Raw genomic sequence first — 20,863 nt, forward strand, 5'->3', positions numbered from 1 at the left:
TAGGGCTTGTCGTCGGGGTCGGGCCAGGTCATTTCCACGCGGCGGAGGCGGATGTCGTCCTCCTCGGTGTGGTAGGCGAGCCAGTCGTCGACGACTTGGCCGGGGAGACCGAGCACGTGGTTCATGTGGCGGATGCGGGCGATTTCCTCCGGGTGCAGGGCGCCGTCGGCCGCGCAGGCGCGGATGGCGTCGTAGATGAGGGCGCGGGTGGAGACGTTGACCGGTTTGCTCTGGGCCAGGACCGCTTCGATGGGTTCGTCGGCGGTGTAGGTGGCGAGCAGGTCGAGGAGGTCTTCGGTGCAGCCCAGAGCGGCGAAATAGCCCATGATCCACGAGCGTTCGCCGGGGGTGACGGAGCCGTCGCCGCTCGCGCAGATCATCACGGCCTTGGCATATTGCTCGAAGTCCGAGGCGGCGGGCACGGTGTCGAAGGACCAGTAGTACTTGAACAGCCACTCGCCGCCGATTGTTCGCGCGTTCATCGATGCTCCCTGCTCCCGGGGCGATCTCCTGTGCTTCATCGTCGGCTGAGTGGTTCAAGGTAATCACTAGACAGGCACCCGGATCACCGAGCGGTGATCCGGGCTACCCGGCGGCTTTGTTCGTGTGGGCTGGCCAGGAGCCGAGGGACCGGTCCGGTACGGCGGGAGCCTCGCCGTGGTCATTTCTCCGGCCGAGGTTGGATAACGTCGGGGCATGCGGCTTCATGTGGGATGCGCGATGTGGTCACACACCCCGTGGCAGGGGCGTTTCCTGCCGCATCCGCTTCCGCCCGGTGAGCGCCTCCGCGCGTATTCGTCCTGGTGCAACGCGGTGGAGGGCAACACGACCTTCTACGCGACGCCCACGCGGAACACCGTGGAGACGTGGGCCGAGCAGACGTCACCCGACTTTCGTTTCGTGGTGAAGTTACCCAAGACGATTACCCACGAGCGGCGCCTGCACGGCGCCGACGAGGAACTCCGGGCCTTTCTGGCGGCGATGGAACCTCTCGGGCCGCGTATCGCCGCGCTCTGGGTGCAACTGCCGGGGTCTTTCACACCGACCGACCTAGGCTCTCTGGCGGCGTTTCTCCGCCGCCTGCCGCGGGATTACCGCAGCGCCGTGGAGGTGCGGCACCGCGCGTTCTTCGAGGAGAAGCGGGCCGAGGGTTTTCTCTCCCAGGTGCTGGGCGGCGTCGGAGCGGAATGGGTGCCGTTCGACACGGTCGCCTTCTTCGAGACCCCGCCGACGACCGACGCCGAGCGGGATGCGTGGGTGAAGAAACCCCGCGTGCCGCGCCGGACGGCGGCTCTCACCGACCGTCCGATCGTTCGCTACATGGGCAGGGACGACACCGGCCGCACGGTCGCGGGGTGGCGGCCTTGGGTGGAGACGGTGACCCACTGGTTGCGAGAGGGGCGTTCCCCGACGGTGTTCATCCACACTCCCGACAACAGCCAGGCGCTGGAGCTCGCACGTCGTTTTCACGAGGAGGTGCGCGTCCGCGTGCCCGGCCTCGAACCCCTGCCCGAACCGGTTCCGGTGGAGCAGCCACCGGATCAGCCCACGCTGTTCTGACCGTTGTTCTGAACGAGCAGATCGACGACACCCTCGTCGTCCAGGCGGCCGAGGACGGCTCCCATCGTCCCGAGGCCGAGCAGGGCGGGTTGAGGATCGTCCACGGCGAATAGGCTGGTCGCAGGCCACGAGTCCGACAGGTACGCACTTGGGAATGCGTGAGCGAGCAGGCAGGAGGGGTGGCATATGGCGACCGCACGGCGGCCGGGGAGCTATGAGTGCGGCATCGACGCGGCGATGGATCTGATCGGCGGCAAGTGGAAGGTGCTGATTCTGTGGGCGTTGAATGAGCGTGCGTGCCGCTTCGGCGAGCTGCGCAGAATGCTGCCGGGGGTGACGGAGAAGGTGCTCGCCTCACATCTACGGGAGATGGAGGCCGACGGCCTTGTGCACCGCGAGGAGTACGAAGAGGTTCCCCCTCGGGTCGAATACTCACTCACCTCGCGAGGTTTTTCGCTCAACGAGGCGTTGGAACCCCTCGGTGCCTGGGGACGCACGCACGTCCTCGGGGACTCCTATCAGCCCGTGGGCTGATACCGGGGGCGCGCAGGCCGCGCCGCGCCTTCAATTGCGGGGCATACATTTACCCGCGGAATACCCCGGCTTTTTGACCACATCGTGAGTGGATGCGCCGGGGGCGGTCCGGGGCATCCCTTCGACGATTCCCTATGAACTGTCCGCCTAGCTGACGCCCAACTGGCTGAGCTTTCCCTCGTGTCTGGGGCATAGGGCGACGACGGCGGCGCCGAAGATGAAACCGGAGTCGGTGATGGTGAAGTCCCGGCTGCCGCCGAATATGACCTCCCTGGCGGGTCTGCCGGCGTCGAGGGCGGTGCACATGGACCGTCCGACCTCCAGCACTCGCGTCTGGTCGGCGCTCTTGAGGTTCGAGTTGGTCTGGATGGCCTGGAGGAAGATCTGCTCGGGGTCGAAGCCGCCGGGGGTGCTGGGGACCGGAACGTCGGGCACGGGGGCGGCCACGGAGGGTGGGGGAGAGCCGAGGCCCGCCGTGGGGACCACGCCGGCGACCGTGGGTTTTTGCTCTTCGCTGTTGAGCAGATAGACGAGGCTGCCCACGATGGCGATCAAGCCGATCGCCACGGCGGCGGAGATCAGGATGACCGGACCGCGCTTTCGCGGGGGCCGTGGCGCCGGCGCCCACTGCTGGGTCGGCCCCTGCTGATGCGGCCACTGTTGGGTCGGCTGCTGGTGCGGCCACTGTCCGCCGGGCTGCCCATACCCGTGCGGAGCATGCGGTGGCGGCTGCTGGGGCCAGGTCTGCCCGCCGTGAGGAGGCTGCTGCTGGGGGGCGGAGCCGTACGGGGGTGGGTACGAAGCGGGGGATTGTCCGCCGTAGCTGGGATGTCCACCTTGACTCTGTCCACCATGGCCTTGTCCGCCATAGCTGGGCTGCCCGCCATAGCCGGGTTGTGCGCCGTGGCCGGGCTGGTGGCCCGGAGGAGGGGGCGGGATCTGCCGCCCGTAGTTGATGGTGGGCTCTTCCGGCTCCCCGGGGGGCGTTGTGGGATATCTATCTGTCACAAACTGGACGATATGCCCTTCGTATGGTTCCTGTCCTAGCGAGGGGGTGCGCATGCAGTTTTGCGGCATGCACAGCCGCTCTTTCCCGCAGGTAGTGCCGCCGGCGCGTCGAGTATCGAGACGGTGTGCCACTCGTAGAGGACCGGCAAATTATCTGACCGCAGGCTGAGAGCCTTATTGGGAAAGCGGGTCCCCCCAACCCCAGCTCCACCCTCGATGGAGCTGGGGCCCGTCTTTATTCGGCGGCTAGCCGTTCGGCCTCCTCATGCAGCGCCCACACCAGAACGAGTTCCAGGCGGAGCTCCGCATCGGTAAGGCCTTCGAGGGTCTGCGTCATCGTTGGGCCTCCCTGCTAAGTATGACGCCCCACATGTCACTTAGGTTCACCGGTTTTGCCGAGGATTCGCACCCCGGATGAGACCCGGCAAAAGTGGTCGAACTACTCTAGGTAGTCAATACATCACAGAGGGGGCGTGATGGTTGAGAGGGCAACGGCATGGACCGTAACGGGGGTGGCGCTGCTGGCGGCCGCCCTAGGGGTGTCGGCCTGCGGGCCGCCACCGATGACGCTCGGCACCACGCAGGTGCGCACCCTGCCCGGCCAGGGGAAGGCGACGGCGCCGTCGCGCACAGTCGGCGCCATGGCGTCGCCGACGGCTGCGGGGCCGACATCTGTGGTGCCGACCTACGGGCGGATGCGGGGAGTGCCGCATGGCGCCGATCCCGCCTCGACGGCCGCGAAACAGGCCCTGCAACGCCTCTACAGTCAGCCTTTGAAGTGGCAGGCGTGCCCGCCGCTCCAGAACGGGAAAAGCGTAAACCCGCAGCTGAAAGCCCAATGCGCCTGGGTGGAAGTGCCTCTCGACTACGCAAAACCCGAGGGAAAGACCATCAAACTGTTGACCGCGAAGGTGCCCGCCACCGATCAGGCCAACCGTCTTGGCACGATTTTCTTCAATCCCGGGGGACCCGGTGGATCGGGCGTGGATTCGCTGCTCAACGGGATTCCGGTGTCCGCGGAGGCCGCCAAGCGTTTTGACGTGGTGGGATTCGACCCCCGCGGAATCGGCAAGTCGGCCCCTGTGACCTGTGGAGATCACCCCTCCGCGCCGATCAACACCTGGCCGCGCAACGAGCGTGAGGTGCGGCGGCTCGTGCGTGACTCCAAGGGCTACGCGAGAGAGTGCGGGAAGTTGTCCGGCGCCATGCTGCCCTACGTCGGCACGGTCAACGTCGCCAAGGACCTCGACCTGCTCCGCTCGGTCTTCGGCGACGTCAAACTCACCTATCTCGGCCAGTCGTACGGCACGCGCATCGGAGCCCTCTACCTTGAGAGGTTCGGCCCCCAGACGGGCCGGATGGTGCTCGACGGCATGGACAATCCCGGCGAGAACCCGGTGGAAAGCCGTCTTGGCCAGGTGAAGGGCTTCGAGGGCGTCTTCCGCACCTATCTGCGATGGTGTGCGAACCAGCCCGGGTGCGCCACCGGCAAGGACCCCGAGGAGGGGTACAACCGCGTGGTCCGCATGGTCGGCAACCTGCGCGATCACCTGCTTCCCGCGCAGAGCGGCCGCAAACTCGGGGTGTCCGACGCCGTCATCGGCATCATCGCGACGCTTTACAGCAGGAATTCCTGGCCGATTCTCAATCGGGCGCTGACGAACATGAGCAAGGGCGACGGTGTGGTCATGCTCCGCCTGGCCGACCTTTATGCCGGGCGTGACTTCCAGACCGGCAGGCCCAAGAACAACTCCGGCGCCGCCAGCGTGGCCGTGACGTGCGCGGACGACGCAGGGCTCAAGAGCCTTGCCGAGGTCAGGGCGGCCGTGGAGCGGTTCAAGAAGGTTTCACCGCTGTTCGGGGAACAGACGGCGTGGGGTCTGCTCCAATGTGGCGTGTGGCCGTATCAGACTACGCAGCGGCCTGAGCCGGTCAACGCGCCGGGTGCTCCGCCGACCGTGATCGTGTCCTTTACGAATGACCCGACCACTCCCATCTCCAATGCGCGCAGCGTGCACGACATGCTCGCGGGGTCCAGCCTGGTGACCCGGCAGGGCGAGGGCCACATCGCTTATGCCACGGGCGACTTCTGCGTGAACCGGGCGGTGGACAACTATCTGATCGCTGGTCGCCAGCCGGCCGAGCAGACGACCTGCTGACCGCGGTCAGGCGGGAACGGAGACGCCGGTTCCGCCACGGGTGCTTCCGCCGTACCGCTGCTTTTCGCGGGCGATATCGAGGGGGAGGATGCGGCGGCGGGCCGCGAGCGTCTCGTCGGTGATCTGGGCGGCGGGCACCAGCCAGGAGACCTCGAATTCCAGGCCGTCGGGGTCCTTGGCATAGAGCGCCTTGGTCGTGGAATGGTCGGAGGCTCCGGCGAGCGCGTCGAGCTCGGTCAGCTTGGCGGCGATGCGCTCAAGCTCGTCGAGCGTGTCGACCTCCCAGGCCAGGTGGTAGAGGCCGACCGTGGCACGGCCGGCCTGCGAGGGCCCGGCCTCGGGGCCGATCTGGAAGAGGCCCAGGTCGTGATCGTTGCTGGAGCCCTCGGCCTGGAGGAACGCGGCGCCCGGCAGGGCCATGGTGACGCGGAATCCGAGCGCGTCGCGGTAGAAGGCGACGCTGCGCTCGACGTCGCGGACATAGAGGACGGCGTGATTGAGGCGCTGGACGGGCATGGGGTTCTCCTCCGCAGTTACTTGAGCTCTCAAGTACTGTAACCCACCGATTGTTGAGAGTTCAAGTACAATCGAGGGGTGACACGATGGCTGGAGTCGGACGAGCAGCGGGTGTGGCGTGCGTTCCTGGCGGCCACCCAGCGCGTCCAGGAGGAGCTCGACCGCCAGTTGCAGCGCGACTCGGGCATGCCGCACACCTATTACGTAGTGCTCGCCATGCTGAGCGAGGCCGAGGGGCGCACGCTGCGCATGAGCGACCTGGCGGGCAGGGTCAACAGCTCGCAGAGCCGTCTTTCGCACGCCGTCGCCCGCCTGGAGGAGCGCGGGTGGGTGCGCCGGGCTCAGTGTCCGCGGGATAAGCGGGGGAATCTGGCGATTCTCACCGATGCCGGGTTCGCCGCGTTGAAGGCGGCGGCTCCCGGCCATGTGGAGGCGGTGCGGCAGGTTCTGTTCGATCCGCTGACACCTGAGCAGGTCCGGCTGCTTGGAGAGATCTGTACGGCGGTGCGTGACTCTTAACCTGCGGGCTCACTCGCCGGCCGTTTGCCCCATAGCAATGGCCCTCCTCCGCGAGGATCTCACCCCCCTGGAACGCCTGATCGCCGACGAGAAGAACGCCGAGCCAGGCGGCGGAAAGCCCTGATCAGGTCGTCGAGGTCAGGCGGAGCTGGAGTGCCGCGATGAGCCGCTGATCGGGGTCGTCCAGATCCACGTCGAACAGCGTGGACAATCGCCGCAGCCGATAACGCATCGTGTTGGGGTGGAGTTTCATCGTCTGCGCCGCCCGGGGAATGTCGCCGTTGGCGTCGCACCAGGCGCGCAGGGTGCGCTCGTAGTCGGTGTTGTGGTCGTGGTCGTAGGCGCGGATCGCCGACAGGGGCTCGCCCGGCAGCTCCGCCCGGGTGCGCAGCAGCGTCTGCAACTCCAGCAGGAAGAGCTGCGCGTTCACCTCGGCGCGCGTGGCGACGTGGCCGTGGCCGAACCCGCTGCGCAACACCCGCAGGGTCACCTCCGCCTGGTGGGCGGACTCCGCCACCGCCCCGGGCGTGGTGACGGCGCCGCCGATGCCGGCATACCACTCGCCGGCGCCGAAACGTTTACCCGCCTGGGTGACGACGTCGGTGGCGAGTTGCTGCAGGGTCGCCGGCTCGGCGGCCTCCTTGACGACGACCGCGTAGATCAGGTCGTCGACGATGCCGGTGAGTGCGGTGAGCCGGTAGGACGCGCAGGTCACCGCCAGCAGGTCGCAGGCGCGGGCGGCCAGGATGCGCTCGCACCGCTGGTCCTCGCAGCCGAGCACGATGACGTTGAGCCGCGCCTGAGATGGCAGGCCGAGCAGGGCGCCGATCTCCGAGCCGCGGCTGTCGCCGCGCAGGAGGCGGCGCAGCCGGTCGTCGCGCATGCGCCGCGACACATCGCCGGCGAGGCGGCGCCGGCCGAGGTAGGCCGAGGCGGTGCGGGCGGCCTCCGACAGCAGCAGCTTGGCGTCGGGGGCGAGCGGCCGGTCGCCTTGCACGACCCAGATCGAGCCGAGGAACTCACCGCCGCTGCGCACCCCGGCGGCGAGCCGCGGCAGCGACTCCTGCGGGCGGTAGAACCAGATGGCCTCCTCGCTCCTGGCGAGCTTCGCGTATTCCTCGACGTTGGTCGGGTGAGCGGGCACGCGGCGGCCGAGAATGCCCTCCTTCCGCTCCTCGTCGATCAACTGACCCGGCACGGTGGAATACGCGAGGATGCGCATCGAGGTGTCTTCGACGGCGACCGCGCCGCCGATCTTCACCGCGAGGGTGTTGGCCAGGTCGAAAAGGTCGTCGGGCGCGGGGCCTGAGGTCTCGGCGGAGGGTGCGCCGACCGCGCGCAGCGCGCTGATCAGCGAGTAGAGCTGCCCCCATCCGATGTCGTCGGCCGCCTCCAGCAGGGTGACGCCGAGGTCCTCGGCGCGCCGGATCAGCGGCGCGGGGTCCTCGCCGCGGCTCTTCACGACGACCGCGGTCGCCTGGCCCTCGGCGACGGTGCCGAGCAACTCGACGGTCGCCCGGTCGCGCACGCCGTATTCCACGGCGAGCAGCACAGTGCCCTTGACCCGCTCGACGGGGGAGAATCGGTCGAAGATCAAAGGTTCGCCGACGAGGACGCCGAGGTCGCGCGGCACGGTGAGGGGGCGCACGACGCCGGTGCCGAGCGCCTCCAGCAGGATGCCGAGTGTGGCCGCTTCCGGTTCCGCCACGGGTGCCCCCTCTCCTGGTGATGTGCGGGTCGCAGTCGCCGGTCAGGCGGCGCGGATCAGTCGTCCGTGCCGTTCCCCGGCGAACTCACCGTCCGCCACGGCGACCTTCCCCGCCATCACCACGTGCTGGACGCCGGTCGGGCGGATGCCCGGCTCGGTGAAGGTGCCCTCGTGTCCGATCGTCGCCGGGTCGAAGACGCACAGGTCGGCATGGCCGCCCACCCCGATCCAGCCGCGCCCGGTGAGCCCGAAATGCGTGGCGGTCAGCGACGTCATGCGGCGTACGGCTTCCGCCAGGGGCAGCGCCTGCTTGTCTCTGACGTACCTTCCCAGATAGCGGGGGAATGTCCCCCACGTGCGCGGATGCCCGAGAGGTGTGGTGAGACCGCCGTCGCTGCCGACGCCGATGAGCGGGTCTGCGAGGAAGGACAGCAGGTCGTCCTCCGACATGGTGGTGAGCACCGTCGCCGCCTCCGGGTCGGCCGCGACGACATCGCACAACACCTCCCACGGGTCGCGTCCGCCGGCGATGTCGCCGAGGGTGCGGCCGAGCAGGGAGCCGTCCTTGTGCTCGACGATGAGGATGTCCTCGGGGGTGGTCTCCCGCCAGATGCCCGCGCCGTACCACTCGTCCGGGTGTTCGGCGATCGTGCGCAGCGCGGCGCGTTCCGCCGGGTCGGCGAGGCGCTTGAGCAGCGACTCCTCCCCGCCTTCCAAAGCGATGGCGGGCAATACGGCGGCGAGTCCGGTGCTGCACGCGGTGTACGGATAGATGTCGCCCAGGACGTCGATGCCCGCGATGCGGGCGGCGCGCAGCCGCTTGAGCACGACCAGGGACAGGCCGTGGGCCCGCGGCCCGGACGCCTTGCAGTGCGACACCTGAAGCCGCACCCTGGCCCGCCGTGCGATCTCCAGCGCCTCGTCGACGGCGGCGATGAGCCCCTCGCCCTCGTTGCGCATATGCGTGGTGTAGATACGCCGCCACTTGTGCGCCACGGTGGCCAGGGCGACGAGTTCGCCGGTGTCGCCATAGGCGCCGGGAGCGTATTCGAGGCCGCTTGAGATGCCGACGGCCCCCGCCGCGAACGCCTCGTCCGCCGCCTCGCACATGCGCTCAAGCGCGCCGGGCCGCAGCGCCGTCCCCATGCCGTTGGCGGCCTCGCGCAGCGTGTTGTGCCCCACGAGCACACACGCGTTGGCGACGAGCGGGGTGCCGTCCAGCTTGTCCATGTAGCCGGTGAAGTCCGGTGGGGAGAAGCCGCAGTTGCCGAGGATCTCGGTGGTGACGCCCTGGAACAGCTTGATCGGGTCGGTGGAGGCGGGGTACTCCTCGTGCATGTCGGAGTGGCTGTGCGGGTCGATGAAACCGGGGGCGACCACCAGACCGCCGGCGTCGAGCACCCGCCTGGCCGCACCGAGACCGGTGCCGACCGCCGTGACACGGCCGCCGTTCACGGCGACGTCGGCGACGCGGCCGGGTCCCCCCAGGCCGTCGTGCACCGTGCCGCCGGAGACCACCAGGTCATGCATTACTTTCCGTCCCTTCGAACAAGACCGAGTTCAAGAGCATCTGCGTGTATTCGTGCGTGGGTTTGTCGAGCACCTGGCCGGTGGGGCCCTCCTCGACGAACCGGCCCTTGTAAAGCACCACGAGCCGGTCGGTGACCTGGCGCACCACGGCCAGGTCGTGGGTGATGAACAGCAGGCTGGTGCCGAGCTCGCGGTTGACGCGGCGCAGCAGTTCGAGCACCTGGGCCTGCACCGAAACGTCCAGCGCCGCCACCGGCTCGTCGCAGATGAGCAGCGCCGGGTTGACCGCCAGGGCGCGGGCGATGGCGACGCGCTGCCGCTCGCCGCCGGACAGCGCGACGGGCCTCCGCTCGGCGTACGCCGAAGGCAGCCCGACCAGTTCCAGGAGCTCTCGGACGTCGACCGGGTCGCTGCCCGGCACCCGCTTGGTCAGGGCCTCACGCAGCGCGAAGCCGATGGTGTGGGAGGGGTTCAGAGAAGTGTAGGGGTCCTGGAATACGCACTGCACCACGCCGTCGATCGCGATGGTGCCCCTGGTCGGCTTGGTGAGACCGAGCAGGCAGCGGGCCAGTGTGCTCTTGCCCGAGCCCGACTCACCCACCAGGCCGACGCTCTCGCCCGCGCCGATGCTCAGCGACACCTCGTGCAGCGCCGTGGAGGTCGCGCTCTTGCGCAGGCCGCGGGTCCGGTAGTCCTTGCCGAGGCCGGTGACGACGGCCACCGCCTTCTCGTGGGTGGTCGCGGCGGCGACGCCGGTGTCGTTCTCGACCGGCGGGGCGACGTTGAGCACCGCGCGGATGTCCTCATAACGCGCGCAGGCGCTGGCGTGGCCCTCCCCGATCCGGACAAGAGGCGGCGCGGCCGTACGGCACTCCTCGACGGCGTGCCGGCAGCGGGCCTCGAACACGCAGCGGCCGGCGACGTCGGCCGCCGAGGGCACCCGGCCGGGGATGCCGACGAGTTTGGCGCGGCGGGCGTGGACCGACGGCATCGCCGTGAGCAGTCCGGCGCTGTAGGGGTGGGCGGGGGTAGCGGCGAGAGCGGCGGCGGGGGCCTCCTCCACAACCGAACCCGCATACATCACCAGCACCCGGTCACAGGTGGAGAAGGCCACCCGCAGGTCGTGGGTGATCAGCAGCAGGCTCATGCCGCGGGCGTCCCGCAGGCGCATCAGCAGGCTGAGCACCTCACTCTGGACACTCGCATCCAAAGCGGTCGTGGGCTCGTCGGCGATGAGCAGATCGGGGTCCTTGGCCAGGGCCGCCGCCATTGCCACCCGCTGGCACATGCCGCCGGAGAGCTGGAACGGATAGCGGTCGGCCGCCGCCGGATCGGTGATGCCGACCTCGGCCAGCCTGCGGAGCACCTCGGCACGCTTCGCCGTACGGCTCAGCGAGCGTGGCAGGCTCTCCGCGATCGTGGCCCCGGCGGTGAGCATCGGGTTGAGCATGGTGAACGGGTCCTGCATAAGCAGGGAGACCCGGCGCCCGCGCAGGCCGCGCAGTTCACGTTCGGGACGCCCGATGAGCTCGCGGCCGTCGAGGCGCACCGAGCCGGTCGCGGACAACCCGGCGGGCAGCAGACCGGCGATGGCGCGCGCGGTCAGCGACTTGCCGCTGCCCGACTCGCCGACGAGACAGATGGTCTCCCCGGGTTTGATGGTGAACGACACATCGCGGACCAGAGGACGGCTTCCGAGGCCGATCGAGAGATTTTCGACGCACAAGTCCGTCGCGGTGGACACCGGGGCTGTGGACAGGTCAGTCACGCTGCGCTCCCGCCTGCGAGATCCGCTTGTACGCCGCGTCGGCCAGCACGGTGGCCGCGGTCGCGGTGAGGGTGATGAGCGCGGCGGGAGCCACGATCGCCATCGGGTTGAGGTCCATGATCGCCCGGTTCTCCGCCAGCATCAGCCCCCAGTCGGCCGTGCCCGCGGGCACACCCAGCCCGAGGAACGACAGTCCGGACAGGCCGACGAGCGCGCCGACGAAGTCCAGCAGGAAGTTGGTGACGACGGTCGGCGACACGTTCGGCAGGATGTGCACGCCGATGATGCGCGCCGGCGACAGGCCCATCACCCGGGCCGACTCGACGTATGCCATCTCCTTCTGCGACAACGCGGCGCTGCGCACCAGCCGGATGTTGGTCGGCACGGTGAGGAAGATCAGCAGTACGACCGCCACGTAGTAGCCGCCGCCGAGCACGCCCACCGCGATGATGAGCACGAGCATGGCCGGCAACGCGTACATCAGGTCGACGCCGCGCATGGCGACGGTGTCGAACCACCCGCCCCGATAGGCCGCGAGCAGCCCGATCACCGTGCCGGTCAGCGTCGTGCCGAGAGCCACCAGCAGGGGGCCCGCCACGGCGGTGTAGGCGCCCGCGATGAGCCGGGAGAAGATGTCCCGCCCGAGGTCGTCGGTGCCGAGCCAGTAGGTCCCGTTCGGCGCCAGGGCGCCGAGCGTGGGATCCTGCAGGGCCGGGTCGTGCGGGGCAATGGCCGATCCGAAGACCGCCGAGATCACGATCGGGATGAGTACGGCGAGGCACAGCACCACGCTCACCCCGAGACGGCGGCGTTTGCGCGGCGCGGCGGCGGGCGGGGCCTGTCCGGCGATCTGGCTCATGCCGCGCTCCTCGGGTGGCGGACCCTGGGGTCGATGACGATGTAGGCCAGGTCGACCAGCAGGTTGACGATGATGACCGTGGCGCCGGTGAGCAGCGCCAGCGCCTGCACGACGGGGATGTCGAGCTGCTGCACCGAGGTGATGAGCTGGCTGCCGAGGCCGGCCAGGCCGAAGCTCTGCTCGATGATCACCGCGCCGGCGAGGCTGCCGGCGAGGACGAGGCCGCTGATCGTGAGCATCGGCAGGCACGAGTTGCGCAGAAGGTAGACGGTCCAGATCCGGGCCGGCGACAGGCCGCGTGCCCGGGCGAAGGTCATGAAGTCCTGGTTCGTCACGTCCAGCACGGAGGCTCTGAGCTGCCTGATCATCAGTGCGGCGGATCCGGCGGCCAGGGCGATCGCCGGCAGGGTGAGGTGGTAGATGTTCTCCGCCAGCCCCTCGCCCGCGCCGAAGACCGGGAACCAGTTGAGCGCCACGCCGAACACATAGAGCAGGAGCACACTGAGCGCGAACGCCGGGGCGCTGATCGCGAGCAGCGCGCCGAAGGTGATGACCTGGTCACCGGGTTTGCCCTGCTTGACCCCGGCGTAGAGGCCGGCCGGGATGGCGACGAGCAGCGCCACCACCAGGCCGTAGACCGCGAGCAGCGCGGTGACGTGGAAGCGCTCGCCGATGATGGCGGTGACTTCCTGCTGGGTGTGCGCCGAGACGCCGAAGTCGAACCGGACGGCGTCCGTCAGCCAATGCCAGTACTGCATGAGGAAGGGCTCGTCGAGGTGGAACTCCGCCCGGATCGTCGCCCGGAGCTCGGGCGTCGAGGGGCGGGTGCCGAGCAGGAGCTGCTCCGGACTGCCCGGGCTGAGCCCGAGCAGACCGAAACAGAGCAGCGACAAGAGCGCGAGGAGCACCACCATCGCGGCGAGGCGGCGTCCGATGAAGGCGAGGATCGACACGGCTATGCCACCCGCCTGGCCGGGGTGGCCTTCGATCGGGATTCGGCGATCCCCGGCTCGATCAAGCCCGGGATATTGTCCACCGTGGTTGGGGTCGCGTTATCGCCGCCGCGGCCACCACAGGCCGTGAGCGTCGCGATGGCCGTCACCGCACCGGTGAACCGTGCGGCCGGGGATCGCAGAATCATGGGTCGATCACCTCACGCGTCGTGCGCAGAAGAATCCATTGACGAGGTGGGTGGCGCGGGATTCGTCATCGGAGCCGACGAATGAAACGCCCCACCCTCGGTTGCCGGTGAGGGCGGCTTTGTCGGCGAGAAACCGATCGGTTTTCCAGGGCAGCAGCCTGGTGTCGAGCGAAGGGGTGAACGGCTCCTTCGAGGACGCCCGCAGCATGACGGTGCCGTCCTCGACCGTCACCTCGTAGCGGGCGTTGTATTCCTCATAAACGCCGCTCACCCGGTGGGCGTCGACCCGCACCTCGGCCGAGGGCGCCGGCGGCGGCACGCAGTCCACGCCCCACAGCGCCGGGTAGAGCACCTTGCCGAGCTCGTGGGCGAGCGGATAGCCCTGCTCGGGGACATTGCTGAGCGTGGCGAAAGCCGCGCCCTTCGCCGGGATCCAGAACAACGAGGATGAGCCGCCCTCGTTGGTGCCGGTGTGGCCCCACAGTTCGGTGCCGTTCCAGTTCTTGCTGTACGGACCGACCCCCCAGGTGTCGGCGAGGATCGTGTCCGGCACCGTGACCTGCGGGGTCGTCATGGTGGTGATCGACTCCGGCGACACCACCCCCGCGCCCTTGTTCAGGAAGATCTGGGCGAAGGCGATCAGGTCCGCGGCGCTGGTGCACAGCGTCTCCCCGGCGGCGGCCTGCGTCGGCGTGCAGTCCCACGGGCGGGTCACCCTCGGCGTGCCGTCCTCCTCGACGGCGTGTCCGACGGAGACCCGGTGGAAGACGAGGTTCTCGGGCAGCGTCACGCTCCGCTTGAGGCCCGCCGGTTCGAGCACACGCTCACGCAGCAGGTCGTCCCAGGTCCGGCCGGTCACCTGCACCGCCGCCTCACCGGCGACGCAGGTGGCCAGGTTGCTGTAGCCGTACCCCTGACCGGGCGAGAAGATCAGCGGAAGGTCGGCGATGGAGCGGATATAGCGCTCGGTGGCGATCTGCTCCCTGCCGTGCTTGTCGTAGGGGCCGTTGTCGAGCCCGGCGCTCATGGAGAGCAGGTGACGCAGGGTCATGGACCTGGTCGCCTCGGCATCGGGCGTGCGGAAGTAGGGGATGTAGGACAGGACCGGCTCGTCGAGGTCGAGTTTGCCCTCCTCGACCAGGCTCATGACCATCAGCGCGGTGTACACCTTGGTCGTCGAGCCGATCTGCACCAGAGTGTCGGTCGTCATGGGGATGCCCAGTTCGACGTTGGCGCTGCCCGTGGCGAAGGCGCGGACCACACCGTTGTGGAGCACCGCCACCTGAGCGCCGACGACCCCGAGTTTCTTGGCTGATTCGTCCAGCAGAGTTTGGATATCCCGGTCTTCCATGTGGCGGAGCGTAGAAACGCAGGTCCCGGCCGTGCATCGCATGCGCGGCCAAAGGAGGGCGCCGTTATTTCGTCCCCTCGGCCAAAGGCGGCCGCGGGCCTCGGGAGGCCCCGGTTTCAGGGGACGCCGACCAGGCTCTCGGCGGGGCACGCCGAGTGCCTGGAACACCGTACGGAAGCCGGGCACGAGCTAGGCCGCGCGCTTGATCAGGGCGGACCAGTCCTGCCCCGACCAGGTGGTGAACTCCTGGGTGAAGACGTATTTCTTGTTGAGCGCCATGCCGTTCTCGTCGTAGTAGAGCGGCATGTAGGGCACTTGATCGGCCACCTCGGTGACGATGTTCTTCACGGCCTCCTGGCGTTCCGCGCCCACGGTGTTCGCCAGAGCGGTGAGGTTCTTCTCCAGCTCGGGGTTTGTGTAGTTCGCCAAATTGAAGCCGTTGGGCTTGGTGCCCGACTCTCCCAGCATGACGGGGAGCAGTTCGGCCGGATCGGGGGTGCTGAACGCGGCGTTGACGGCGTTCATCCCGAGGTCCTGGTGGCCGTAGAGCTTCGCCACGTAGGCGTCGTTCGGGATGGCCTTGATGTTGAGCGTGACGCCGATCGTCTTGAGGTTCTGCGCGAGACTCTGCAGGAGTTTCGACCAGAACTGATCGCGGTTGGAGTGCACCACGTCGAGCGTGAAACCACTCGCGTATTTCGACTGGGCCAGTGCGGCCTTGGCCTTCGCCATGTCGAACTCGTATTTCGGCAGGCCCGCGACGAACTGCGCCGCCCCCTCCTTGCCGAACAACGCCACAAGCTGCGGCTCGGTCACGATGTTGTCGGCCAGGACCATGCGCGCGTCGGCGCCCTTGAGGGCATTGCGGTCGAGGCTGTGCGCGAACGCCTTACGCACGTAGACGTCGTCGAAGGGCTTGTTCTTGACGTCGAACGAGAAATACCTGACGGCGTTCGCGCGGGCGAAGAACGTCTGCACGTTCGGCAGCGTCGTCCAGCGGCGGGCGTTCTGCGTGTCGATGTCGAAGGTGCCGTCGATCTGGCCCGACTGCAACGCGAGGCGGCGGGTCTCGGAGTCGGAGACGACTTTGAACTCCAGCCGCTTGATCTTCGGCTTCTGCCCCCAGTAGTGCTCGTTGCGCTCAAGCACGGCGCCGGTGGCGGGGGAGAAGCTGACGAGCTTGAACTTGCCGGTGCCCATCGTGAGCACCGTCGGGCTGCCGAGGTCGCGCAGGTGTTTCTCGGCGAAGGACTTCTTGACGATCTGCCAGGCGGAGGCCGCGACATATTCGAAGGAGGTGTCGGGCCGCTTCAGCTTCGCGGTGACCTCGTGGTCACCGGTGACCTTCACCTCCTTCATCGCGGTCAGGAAGCTGCCCGCCTGCGAGGCGACCTTCGGGTCCATGTGCCTCGCCAGGGAGTAGGCGACGTCCTCTGCGGTGACCGGGGAGCCGTCCCAGAACTTCACGTCCTTGCGGATCTTGTAGACGTAGGTCGTGGGGTCGGCGCGTTCCCACGACTCGGCGACGGCGGGAGCGGGTTTGCCCTCCGCGGTGAGGGTGAGCAGGGTGTCGAGCGCCACGGTCTGCACAACGGTGGACGCACCGTCCAGACCGTGCGCGATGTCGATCATGGAGGGGTTGCCCGCCATTCCCCACACGATTTTGTCGATGTCGGCCTCTGAGGCGGCGGACTGCGGCTTGCCGCCTTCAGCCTTGCCGGAGCCGCGGTCGGCGCCACCACACGCCGTCAAGGTCAAGCCGAGGGCGAGCGTGGCGCATGCCAACCGCCCCGGAGGAGATCGGAAGAACAACGATGTTCACCTCGGGGTCCTACGCAGAAAGACAGGAGTGGCACGGCGGGTGGCGGGACCGTCCCATGGCCGGAGCGTAGAAACGCAGGTCATGCATGTGCATCGCCCTGCGGGACTAAGCGGCGCGCACTTTTTGTGCGATCGAACGAAGACCCGGCGGCGGTTTTTGGTATCCGTGACACACGCCCTGAGGGCCCGGCGGGCCGGGGGCCACCCGCGCCGGCCGGGCCGCATGGTGCCGCCGGACGCTAGGCGACGGCTTTGACGAAGACCGACAGGTCGGAGAAGGTCCACGTGTTGAACTCGCCGTCCCACACATACTTCTTGTTCAGCGCGATGGCGTTGTCGTCGTAGAACAGCGGTGCGTAGGGGAGCTGGTCGGCGATCTCCAGCACGAGCTCCTTGACAATCTTCTTACGCTCTTCGCCCTCGGAGGCGGCCAGCTTGACCAGGTTCTCCTCCAGCGCGGGGGAGCTGTAGTTCGACAGGTTGAAGGCGTTGGGCACGGCGGTGGCCTTGCCGAGCACGTCCGGCAACCATTCGCCCGGGTCCGGCGAGGCGTAGCTCGCCCCCATGATCAACATGTCGAGTTCCTTGTGCGCGAAGAGCTGGGCCACCCACTTCTCGTGCGGGACCTGCTTCGCGGTCAGCGTGATGCCGATCTGCTTGAGGTTCTGCGCGGTGTTCTGCAAGATCTTCGACCAGATGGACTGGGCGTTCGAGTAGGGCACGGTCACCTCGAAGCCGTTCGGGAACTTCGACTTGGCCAGCTCCTCCTTCGCTTTGGCCAGGTCGAAGCCATACTGCGGGATCTCGTTCACGAGCTGCCGGAATCCCTCCTCCCCGAACACGGCCTTCAACATCGGCTCAGGGACCGGGCTGACCGCGGGCTTCAGCCGTTCACCCGCGAGCGCCTCGCGGTTGGTGGCATATGCGATGGCGCGCCGCACGTGCACATCGCTGAAAGGCTCGACGTTCACGTCGAACGACCAATACCGGCTGCTGTTGCCGCGCGAGAAGAGGATGTTCGCGTTGCGGAGCGACGTCCAGCGCCTGGCGTTGTGCACGTCCACGGCGTAGGTCGCGTCGAGTTCCCCGGAGTCCACGGCGATGCGAATGGTCTCGCTGTCCGGGATGGTCTTGTATTCCAGCCGCTTGATCTTCGGCTTCGGCCCCCAGTAGTTCTCATTGCGCACCAGCACGGTGCCGGAGGCGGGATTGAACTTCTCGACCTTGAACGGGCCGGTGCCCATGGTGAGAACCGTCGGGCTGCCGAGGTCGCGTTTGTGCTTCTCGGCGAAGGACTTCTTCACCACCTGCCAGATCGGGCAGACGATGTAGCCGAAGGAGTTGTTGGGCTTCTTCAGGGTCACCGTGACCTCGTGGTCGCCGGTGGCCTTCACCTCCTTGATATTGGTCATGTAGGACGCGGCCTGGGAGGCGACCTTCGGGTCCATGTGCCTGGCCAGCGAGTAGGCCGCGTCCTCGGCGGTCATGGCGCTGCCGTCCCAGAACTTCACGTCGCTGCGGAGTTTGAAGACATAGGTCGTGGGCTCCGGCTGCGACCAGGACTCGGCGATCTCCGGGACCAACTGGCCGTCGGAGCCCACTTTGAGCATGGTGTTCAGGATCTCCGACTGGATACCGGTCGAGGCGCCGTCGAAACCGTGGGCGATGTCGAGCATCGAAGGGGCGCCCGACATCCCGACGACGAACTTCTCGATATCGGCGTTCGAGGCCGCCGCGGGCTTCGCGTCCGGACCGGCGGCCGGCCGGCGATCCCCTGAGGCACAGGCGGTCGCGGCGATGCCGAGAGCGATTAAGGCACAGGCCGCTTTGGCGGCGGGGGAACGGACGGCCATCGAGACACCTCACATTGGGACGGTTCTGGACACCGTGCGCCCCGCGCCCCCACCTCCGCATCACACCCGCCGCCAAATGCGGACACCTCCATTTCGTTCGCACGGCTAAAGCCTGAGCCGGATTCGGCTGGCTTCACTGGCCGTGTGACAGTCGACTACGCCAAGGCAGAGCGTTTCCTGCCGCACAACCGCGAGAAGCTCGTGTTCGGGGACCGCGTCGAGCCTCAGTGGCTGGCGGACGGAGACCGATTCACCTACCTGAGCCGCAGGCGCACCGGCAAACGATTCCTCCTCGTCAACCCCGCGGAAGGAAGCGTCACCCCGGCCTTCGACCACGAACGGCTCGCCAAGAGCCTCGCCGCCGCCTCCGGCGCCGCCGTCGACCCGGGCGACCTGCCCTTCGAGAGCGTCGAACTCGACGACAAGCAGGTGGGGTTCGAGGTCGACGGCGAACGCTGGACCTGCGACCTCGGCGACTACACCTGCACATCGCGCGGGCATCGCCCCGGACTGCACGAGACCCCCTCCCCGGACGGGAAATGGGTGGCCTTTGTCCGCGAGCACAATCTGTGGGTGCGGGAGATCGTCACCGGCGCCGAACACCGCCTCACCGGCGACGGCACGGCCGACTTCGCCTATGCCAAATGCCCGGACGCCTCCAGCCCGCGGGTGTTGTTCGAACGGCTTGGTGTGCAAGGGCCGCCGATGTTGCTGTGGTCGCCCGACTCGCGGCGCATCGCCACCCATCGCCTGGACACGGCCGGCCTGCCTTCGGCATATCTCATCGACGCGGCACCGCTCGACGGCGGGCGGCCGAGGCTGCGCACCTCGCATTATCCGGTGCCCGGCGACGCGAAGGTGCCGACCGCGGAACTCGTCGTCGTGTCCGTGCCGCACGGCACCCTCGTGCGGAGCGAAGGAGCGCCTCTGCACGCCGAATATGTGCCGCCGGAGATGGCGGGAATGGCATGGTCGGAGAAGGGCGACAAGCTCTATTACTACGACACCGACCGGTTCTTCCGCCGGTTGTCGCTCTATGAACTCGACGCCGCTACAGGCGATGTGCGTCTTCTCGCCGAGGATCATCACGAGAAGCGGGTCGACGGCAATCCCTCCGGCGGCCCGCCCATCAGCCGGGTGTTGAGCAACGGCGACGTGGTGTGGTTCTCCCAGCGCGACGGATGGGGTCACCTCTATCTCTACGCCGCCGAGGGCGGGGAGCCCGTCCGGCTCACCTCCGGGGAATGGGTCGTCAAAGAGATCCTGCACGTCGACGAGAAGAACGGGACCGTTCTCTTCGCCGCCTCAGGGCACGTCGCGGGCGATCCCTATCCGCGGCAGATCTTCAGCGCCGGACTCGACGGCACCGGGCTCACCCGCCTCACCGACGACGTGCTCGACCACGCCGCCGTCGTCTCGCCCAGCGGGAAATATCTCGTCGACGTAGCCTCCTTCGTCGATGTGCCACCCGTCACGAGTGTGCGGAACCTCGCGGGCGAGGTCGTCGTCGAATTGGAGGTCGCCGACGTCGGCGACCTCGTCGCCCTCGGCTGGCGCGGCCCCGAACGCGTGCGGGTGCGGGCCGCCGACGGCGTCACCGAGATCTACGGCACGCTTTTCTTCCCGCTCGACTTCGACCCCGGGCGGAGTTATCCGGTCGTCGAGCACGTCTATCCCGGCCCGCAGATCCATCGCGTCGCCCCCGGATTCGGCGATCCGAGCTGGTCGGAGGTGTTTGCCGTGGCGGCCCTCGGCTTCATCGTGGTCACCCTCGACGGGCGCGGCACCCCCGGGCGGAGCAAGGCGTTTCACGACGAGTCCTACGGCAGGATGGGCGAGGCGGGCGCCACCCACGACCACGTCGCCGGCATCACCGAACTCGCCGCCACCCGCCCGTATATGGACCTCACCAGGGTGGGTGTCTTCGGCCACTCCGGCGGGGGTTATGCCGCGGCCCGCTCCATCCTCGCCCACCCCGACTTCTACCACGTGGGGGTCGCCTCATCGGGCAATCATGAAAACGACCTCTACTGCGCCGGATGGGCCGAGCTCTATCAGGGCCCTTACGACAAAGAGCTTTATCAGGACGTCAACAACTCATTGCTGGCCCACCGGCTCAAGGGCAAACTCTTCCTTGTTCACGGCGACGGCGACGACAACGTCTTCCCGTATCACACGATGCGTCTCGTCGATGCGCTCATCCGGGCAGGGAAGGACTTCGACCTTCTTCTGATCCCCGGTGCGGAACACGGTCTGTTTGGTTATGAAGGCTATGTCGCCAAACGTACGTGGGACTATTTCGTGCGCCATCTTCACGGGGTCGAACCCCCGGCTGACCACCCCGTTCCCGACGTTCCCCTGGACCGGCAGCGGCTTATCAAGATGCTCGGCTGATCTGAAACCGGGCGGGCACCGCTCAATTCCGTAGCCAACCGAACCGAGCTGGATGTCGCCCTATCCTCGGGTGCCCGGAAACACGCCGCAGCCGCCTTCGGGCCTCCCTCCCCGAAGGCGGCCGCGCTCCGGCGCCCCACGC

General features: G+C 68.0%; 18 protein-coding genes. 5 read left to right on the top strand and 13 right to left on the bottom strand.

The genetic code is table 11. The features are described from left to right. The coding region (locus tag Ssi02_RS27445; protein ID WP_204030472.1) for a tellurite resistance TerB family protein at positions 1 to 482 on the bottom strand (482 nt) is incomplete at its 3' end. Positions 483 to 696: 214 nt separating this feature from the next. Between Ssi02_RS27445 and Ssi02_RS27450 the strand changes: the two genes are divergently transcribed. Then, positions 697 to 1,560, top strand: a complete 864-nt coding sequence (locus Ssi02_RS27450) for a DUF72 domain-containing protein (RefSeq protein WP_380659540.1) — start codon at positions 697 to 699, stop codon at positions 1,558 to 1,560. On the opposite strand, the gene Ssi02_RS39430 is transcribed toward Ssi02_RS27450, so the two are convergent. Continuing rightward, the gene (locus Ssi02_RS39430; protein WP_275410748.1) at positions 1,542 to 1,664 is read right to left on the bottom strand and encodes a hypothetical protein; all 123 of its coding nucleotides are present in this window, start codon (positions 1,662 to 1,664) and stop codon (positions 1,542 to 1,544) included. The two genes, Ssi02_RS27450 and Ssi02_RS39430, sit on opposite strands and share 19 nt — an antisense overlap. Positions 1,665 to 1,746: 82 nt before the next feature. Here Ssi02_RS39430 and Ssi02_RS27455 point away from each other — a divergent pair, with 82 nt between their 5' ends. Further along, a complete protein-coding gene (locus tag Ssi02_RS27455) occupies positions 1,747 to 2,094 on the top strand; it encodes a winged helix-turn-helix transcriptional regulator (RefSeq protein WP_204030474.1) in 348 nt (115 codons plus the stop codon). 147 nt (positions 2,095 to 2,241) lie between these two features. On the opposite strand, the gene Ssi02_RS27460 is transcribed toward Ssi02_RS27455, so the two are convergent. Further along, the gene (locus Ssi02_RS27460) at positions 2,242 to 2,649 is read right to left on the bottom strand and encodes a DUF732 domain-containing protein (RefSeq protein WP_204030475.1); all 408 of its coding nucleotides are present in this window, start codon (positions 2,647 to 2,649) and stop codon (positions 2,242 to 2,244) included. Positions 2,650 to 3,578: 929 nt separating this feature from the next. Between Ssi02_RS27460 and Ssi02_RS27465 the strand changes: the two genes are divergently transcribed. Continuing rightward, a complete protein-coding gene (locus tag Ssi02_RS27465; protein WP_204030476.1) occupies positions 3,579 to 5,261 on the top strand; it encodes an alpha/beta hydrolase in 1,683 nt (560 codons plus the stop codon). Positions 5,262 to 5,267: 6 nt separating this feature from the next. Here the strand turns inward: Ssi02_RS27465 and Ssi02_RS27470 are convergent, their stop codons facing one another. Continuing rightward, on the bottom strand, positions 5,268 to 5,777 hold the full coding sequence (locus Ssi02_RS27470) for a VOC family protein (RefSeq protein ID WP_204030477.1): 510 nt from the start codon (positions 5,775 to 5,777) through the stop codon (positions 5,268 to 5,270). A gap of 78 nt (positions 5,778 to 5,855) precedes the next feature. On the opposite strand from Ssi02_RS27470, the gene Ssi02_RS27475 reads away from it, so the two are divergent. Continuing rightward, positions 5,856 to 6,296: a MarR family winged helix-turn-helix transcriptional regulator gene (locus tag Ssi02_RS27475; RefSeq protein ID WP_204030478.1), complete on the top strand. Its 441-nt coding sequence runs from the start codon at positions 5,856 to 5,858 to the stop codon at positions 6,294 to 6,296. 124 nt (positions 6,297 to 6,420) lie between these two features. Here the strand turns inward: Ssi02_RS27475 and Ssi02_RS27480 are convergent, their stop codons facing one another. The 9 genes from Ssi02_RS27480 to Ssi02_RS27520 all read right to left on the bottom strand — a co-directional run bounded on the left by Ssi02_RS27480 (position 6,421) and on the right by Ssi02_RS27520 (position 18,327). After that, positions 6,421 to 8,004, bottom strand: a complete 1,584-nt coding sequence (locus Ssi02_RS27480; RefSeq protein WP_204030479.1) for a PucR family transcriptional regulator — start codon at positions 8,002 to 8,004, stop codon at positions 6,421 to 6,423. A gap of 42 nt (positions 8,005 to 8,046) precedes the next feature. Beyond that, positions 8,047 to 9,534 carry an N-acyl-D-amino-acid deacylase family protein gene (locus Ssi02_RS27485; protein WP_204030480.1) on the bottom strand — a complete coding sequence of 496 codons (1,488 nt, stop codon included), beginning with the start codon at positions 9,532 to 9,534 and terminating at the stop codon, positions 8,047 to 8,049. After that, positions 9,527 to 11,302 (bottom strand): ABC transporter ATP-binding protein, encoded by a 1,776-nt coding sequence (locus Ssi02_RS27490; RefSeq protein WP_239129832.1) that lies wholly within the window; start codon positions 11,300 to 11,302, stop codon positions 9,527 to 9,529. The genes Ssi02_RS27485 and Ssi02_RS27490 overlap by 8 nt, the downstream gene beginning before the upstream one ends. Further along, positions 11,295 to 12,161 (bottom strand): ABC transporter permease, encoded by an 867-nt coding sequence (locus Ssi02_RS27495; RefSeq protein ID WP_204030481.1) that lies wholly within the window; start codon positions 12,159 to 12,161, stop codon positions 11,295 to 11,297. Before Ssi02_RS27495 ends, Ssi02_RS27490 begins: the two co-directional genes overlap by 8 nt. Then, positions 12,158 to 13,114, bottom strand: coding sequence for an ABC transporter permease (locus Ssi02_RS27500; RefSeq protein ID WP_239129835.1), 957 nt, complete (start codon positions 13,112 to 13,114; stop codon positions 12,158 to 12,160). The genes Ssi02_RS27495 and Ssi02_RS27500 overlap by 4 nt, the downstream gene beginning before the upstream one ends. Before the next feature lie 2 nt (positions 13,115 to 13,116). Continuing rightward, complete coding sequence (locus tag Ssi02_RS27505) at positions 13,117 to 13,302, bottom strand: hypothetical protein (RefSeq protein WP_204030482.1); 186 nt, start codon at positions 13,300 to 13,302, stop codon at positions 13,117 to 13,119. Between the two features lie 7 nt (positions 13,303 to 13,309). Further along, entirely contained in the window at positions 13,310 to 14,653 is a 1,344-nt protein-coding gene (locus Ssi02_RS27510; protein WP_204030483.1) for a serine hydrolase domain-containing protein, read from the bottom strand. 189 nt (positions 14,654 to 14,842) lie between these two features. Further along, positions 14,843 to 16,465, bottom strand: coding sequence for an ABC transporter substrate-binding protein (locus Ssi02_RS27515; protein WP_204030484.1), 1,623 nt, complete (start codon positions 16,463 to 16,465; stop codon positions 14,843 to 14,845). 248 nt (positions 16,466 to 16,713) lie between these two features. Then, positions 16,714 to 18,327: an ABC transporter substrate-binding protein gene (locus Ssi02_RS27520; protein ID WP_204030485.1), complete on the bottom strand. Its 1,614-nt coding sequence runs from the start codon at positions 18,325 to 18,327 to the stop codon at positions 16,714 to 16,716. 144 nt (positions 18,328 to 18,471) lie between these two features. Here Ssi02_RS27520 and Ssi02_RS27525 point away from each other — a divergent pair, with 144 nt between their 5' ends. Beyond that, on the top strand, positions 18,472 to 20,721 hold the full coding sequence (locus Ssi02_RS27525) for a S9 family peptidase (protein ID WP_204030486.1): 2,250 nt from the start codon (positions 18,472 to 18,474) through the stop codon (positions 20,719 to 20,721). The last annotated feature ends 142 nt before the right edge of the window (positions 20,722 to 20,863 follow it).

It is taken from the genome of Sinosporangium siamense (assembly GCF_016863435.1).
Taxonomy (GTDB): Bacteria; Actinomycetota; Actinomycetes; order Streptosporangiales; family Streptosporangiaceae; genus Sinosporangium; species Sinosporangium siamense.

What these genes read in the sequence shown, in the direction of transcription:
- Ssi02_RS27450 (WP_380659540.1), top strand. Translation starts at nt 697, where the DNA reads ATGCGGCTTCATGTGGGATGCGCGATGTGGTCACACACCCCGTGGCAG.
- Ssi02_RS27455 (WP_204030474.1), top strand. Translation starts at nt 1,747, where the DNA reads ATGGCGACCGCACGGCGGCCGGGGAGCTATGAGTGCGGCATCGACGCG.
- Ssi02_RS27465 (WP_204030476.1), top strand. Translation starts at nt 3,579, where the DNA reads ATGGTTGAGAGGGCAACGGCATGGACCGTAACGGGGGTGGCGCTGCTG.
- Ssi02_RS27470 (WP_204030477.1), bottom strand. Translation starts at nt 5,777, where the DNA reads ATGCCCGTCCAGCGCCTCAATCACGCCGTCCTCTATGTCCGCGACGTC.
- Ssi02_RS27485 (WP_204030480.1), bottom strand. Translation starts at nt 9,534, where the DNA reads ATGCATGACCTGGTGGTCTCCGGCGGCACGGTGCACGACGGCCTGGGG.
- Ssi02_RS27495 (WP_204030481.1), bottom strand. Translation starts at nt 12,161, where the DNA reads ATGAGCCAGATCGCCGGACAGGCCCCGCCCGCCGCCGCGCCGCGCAAA.
- Ssi02_RS27505 (WP_204030482.1), bottom strand. Translation starts at nt 13,302, where the DNA reads ATGATTCTGCGATCCCCGGCCGCACGGTTCACCGGTGCGGTGACGGCC.
- Ssi02_RS27510 (WP_204030483.1), bottom strand. Translation starts at nt 14,653, where the DNA reads ATGGAAGACCGGGATATCCAAACTCTGCTGGACGAATCAGCCAAGAAA.
- Ssi02_RS27520 (WP_204030485.1), bottom strand. Translation starts at nt 18,327, where the DNA reads ATGGCCGTCCGTTCCCCCGCCGCCAAAGCGGCCTGTGCCTTAATCGCT.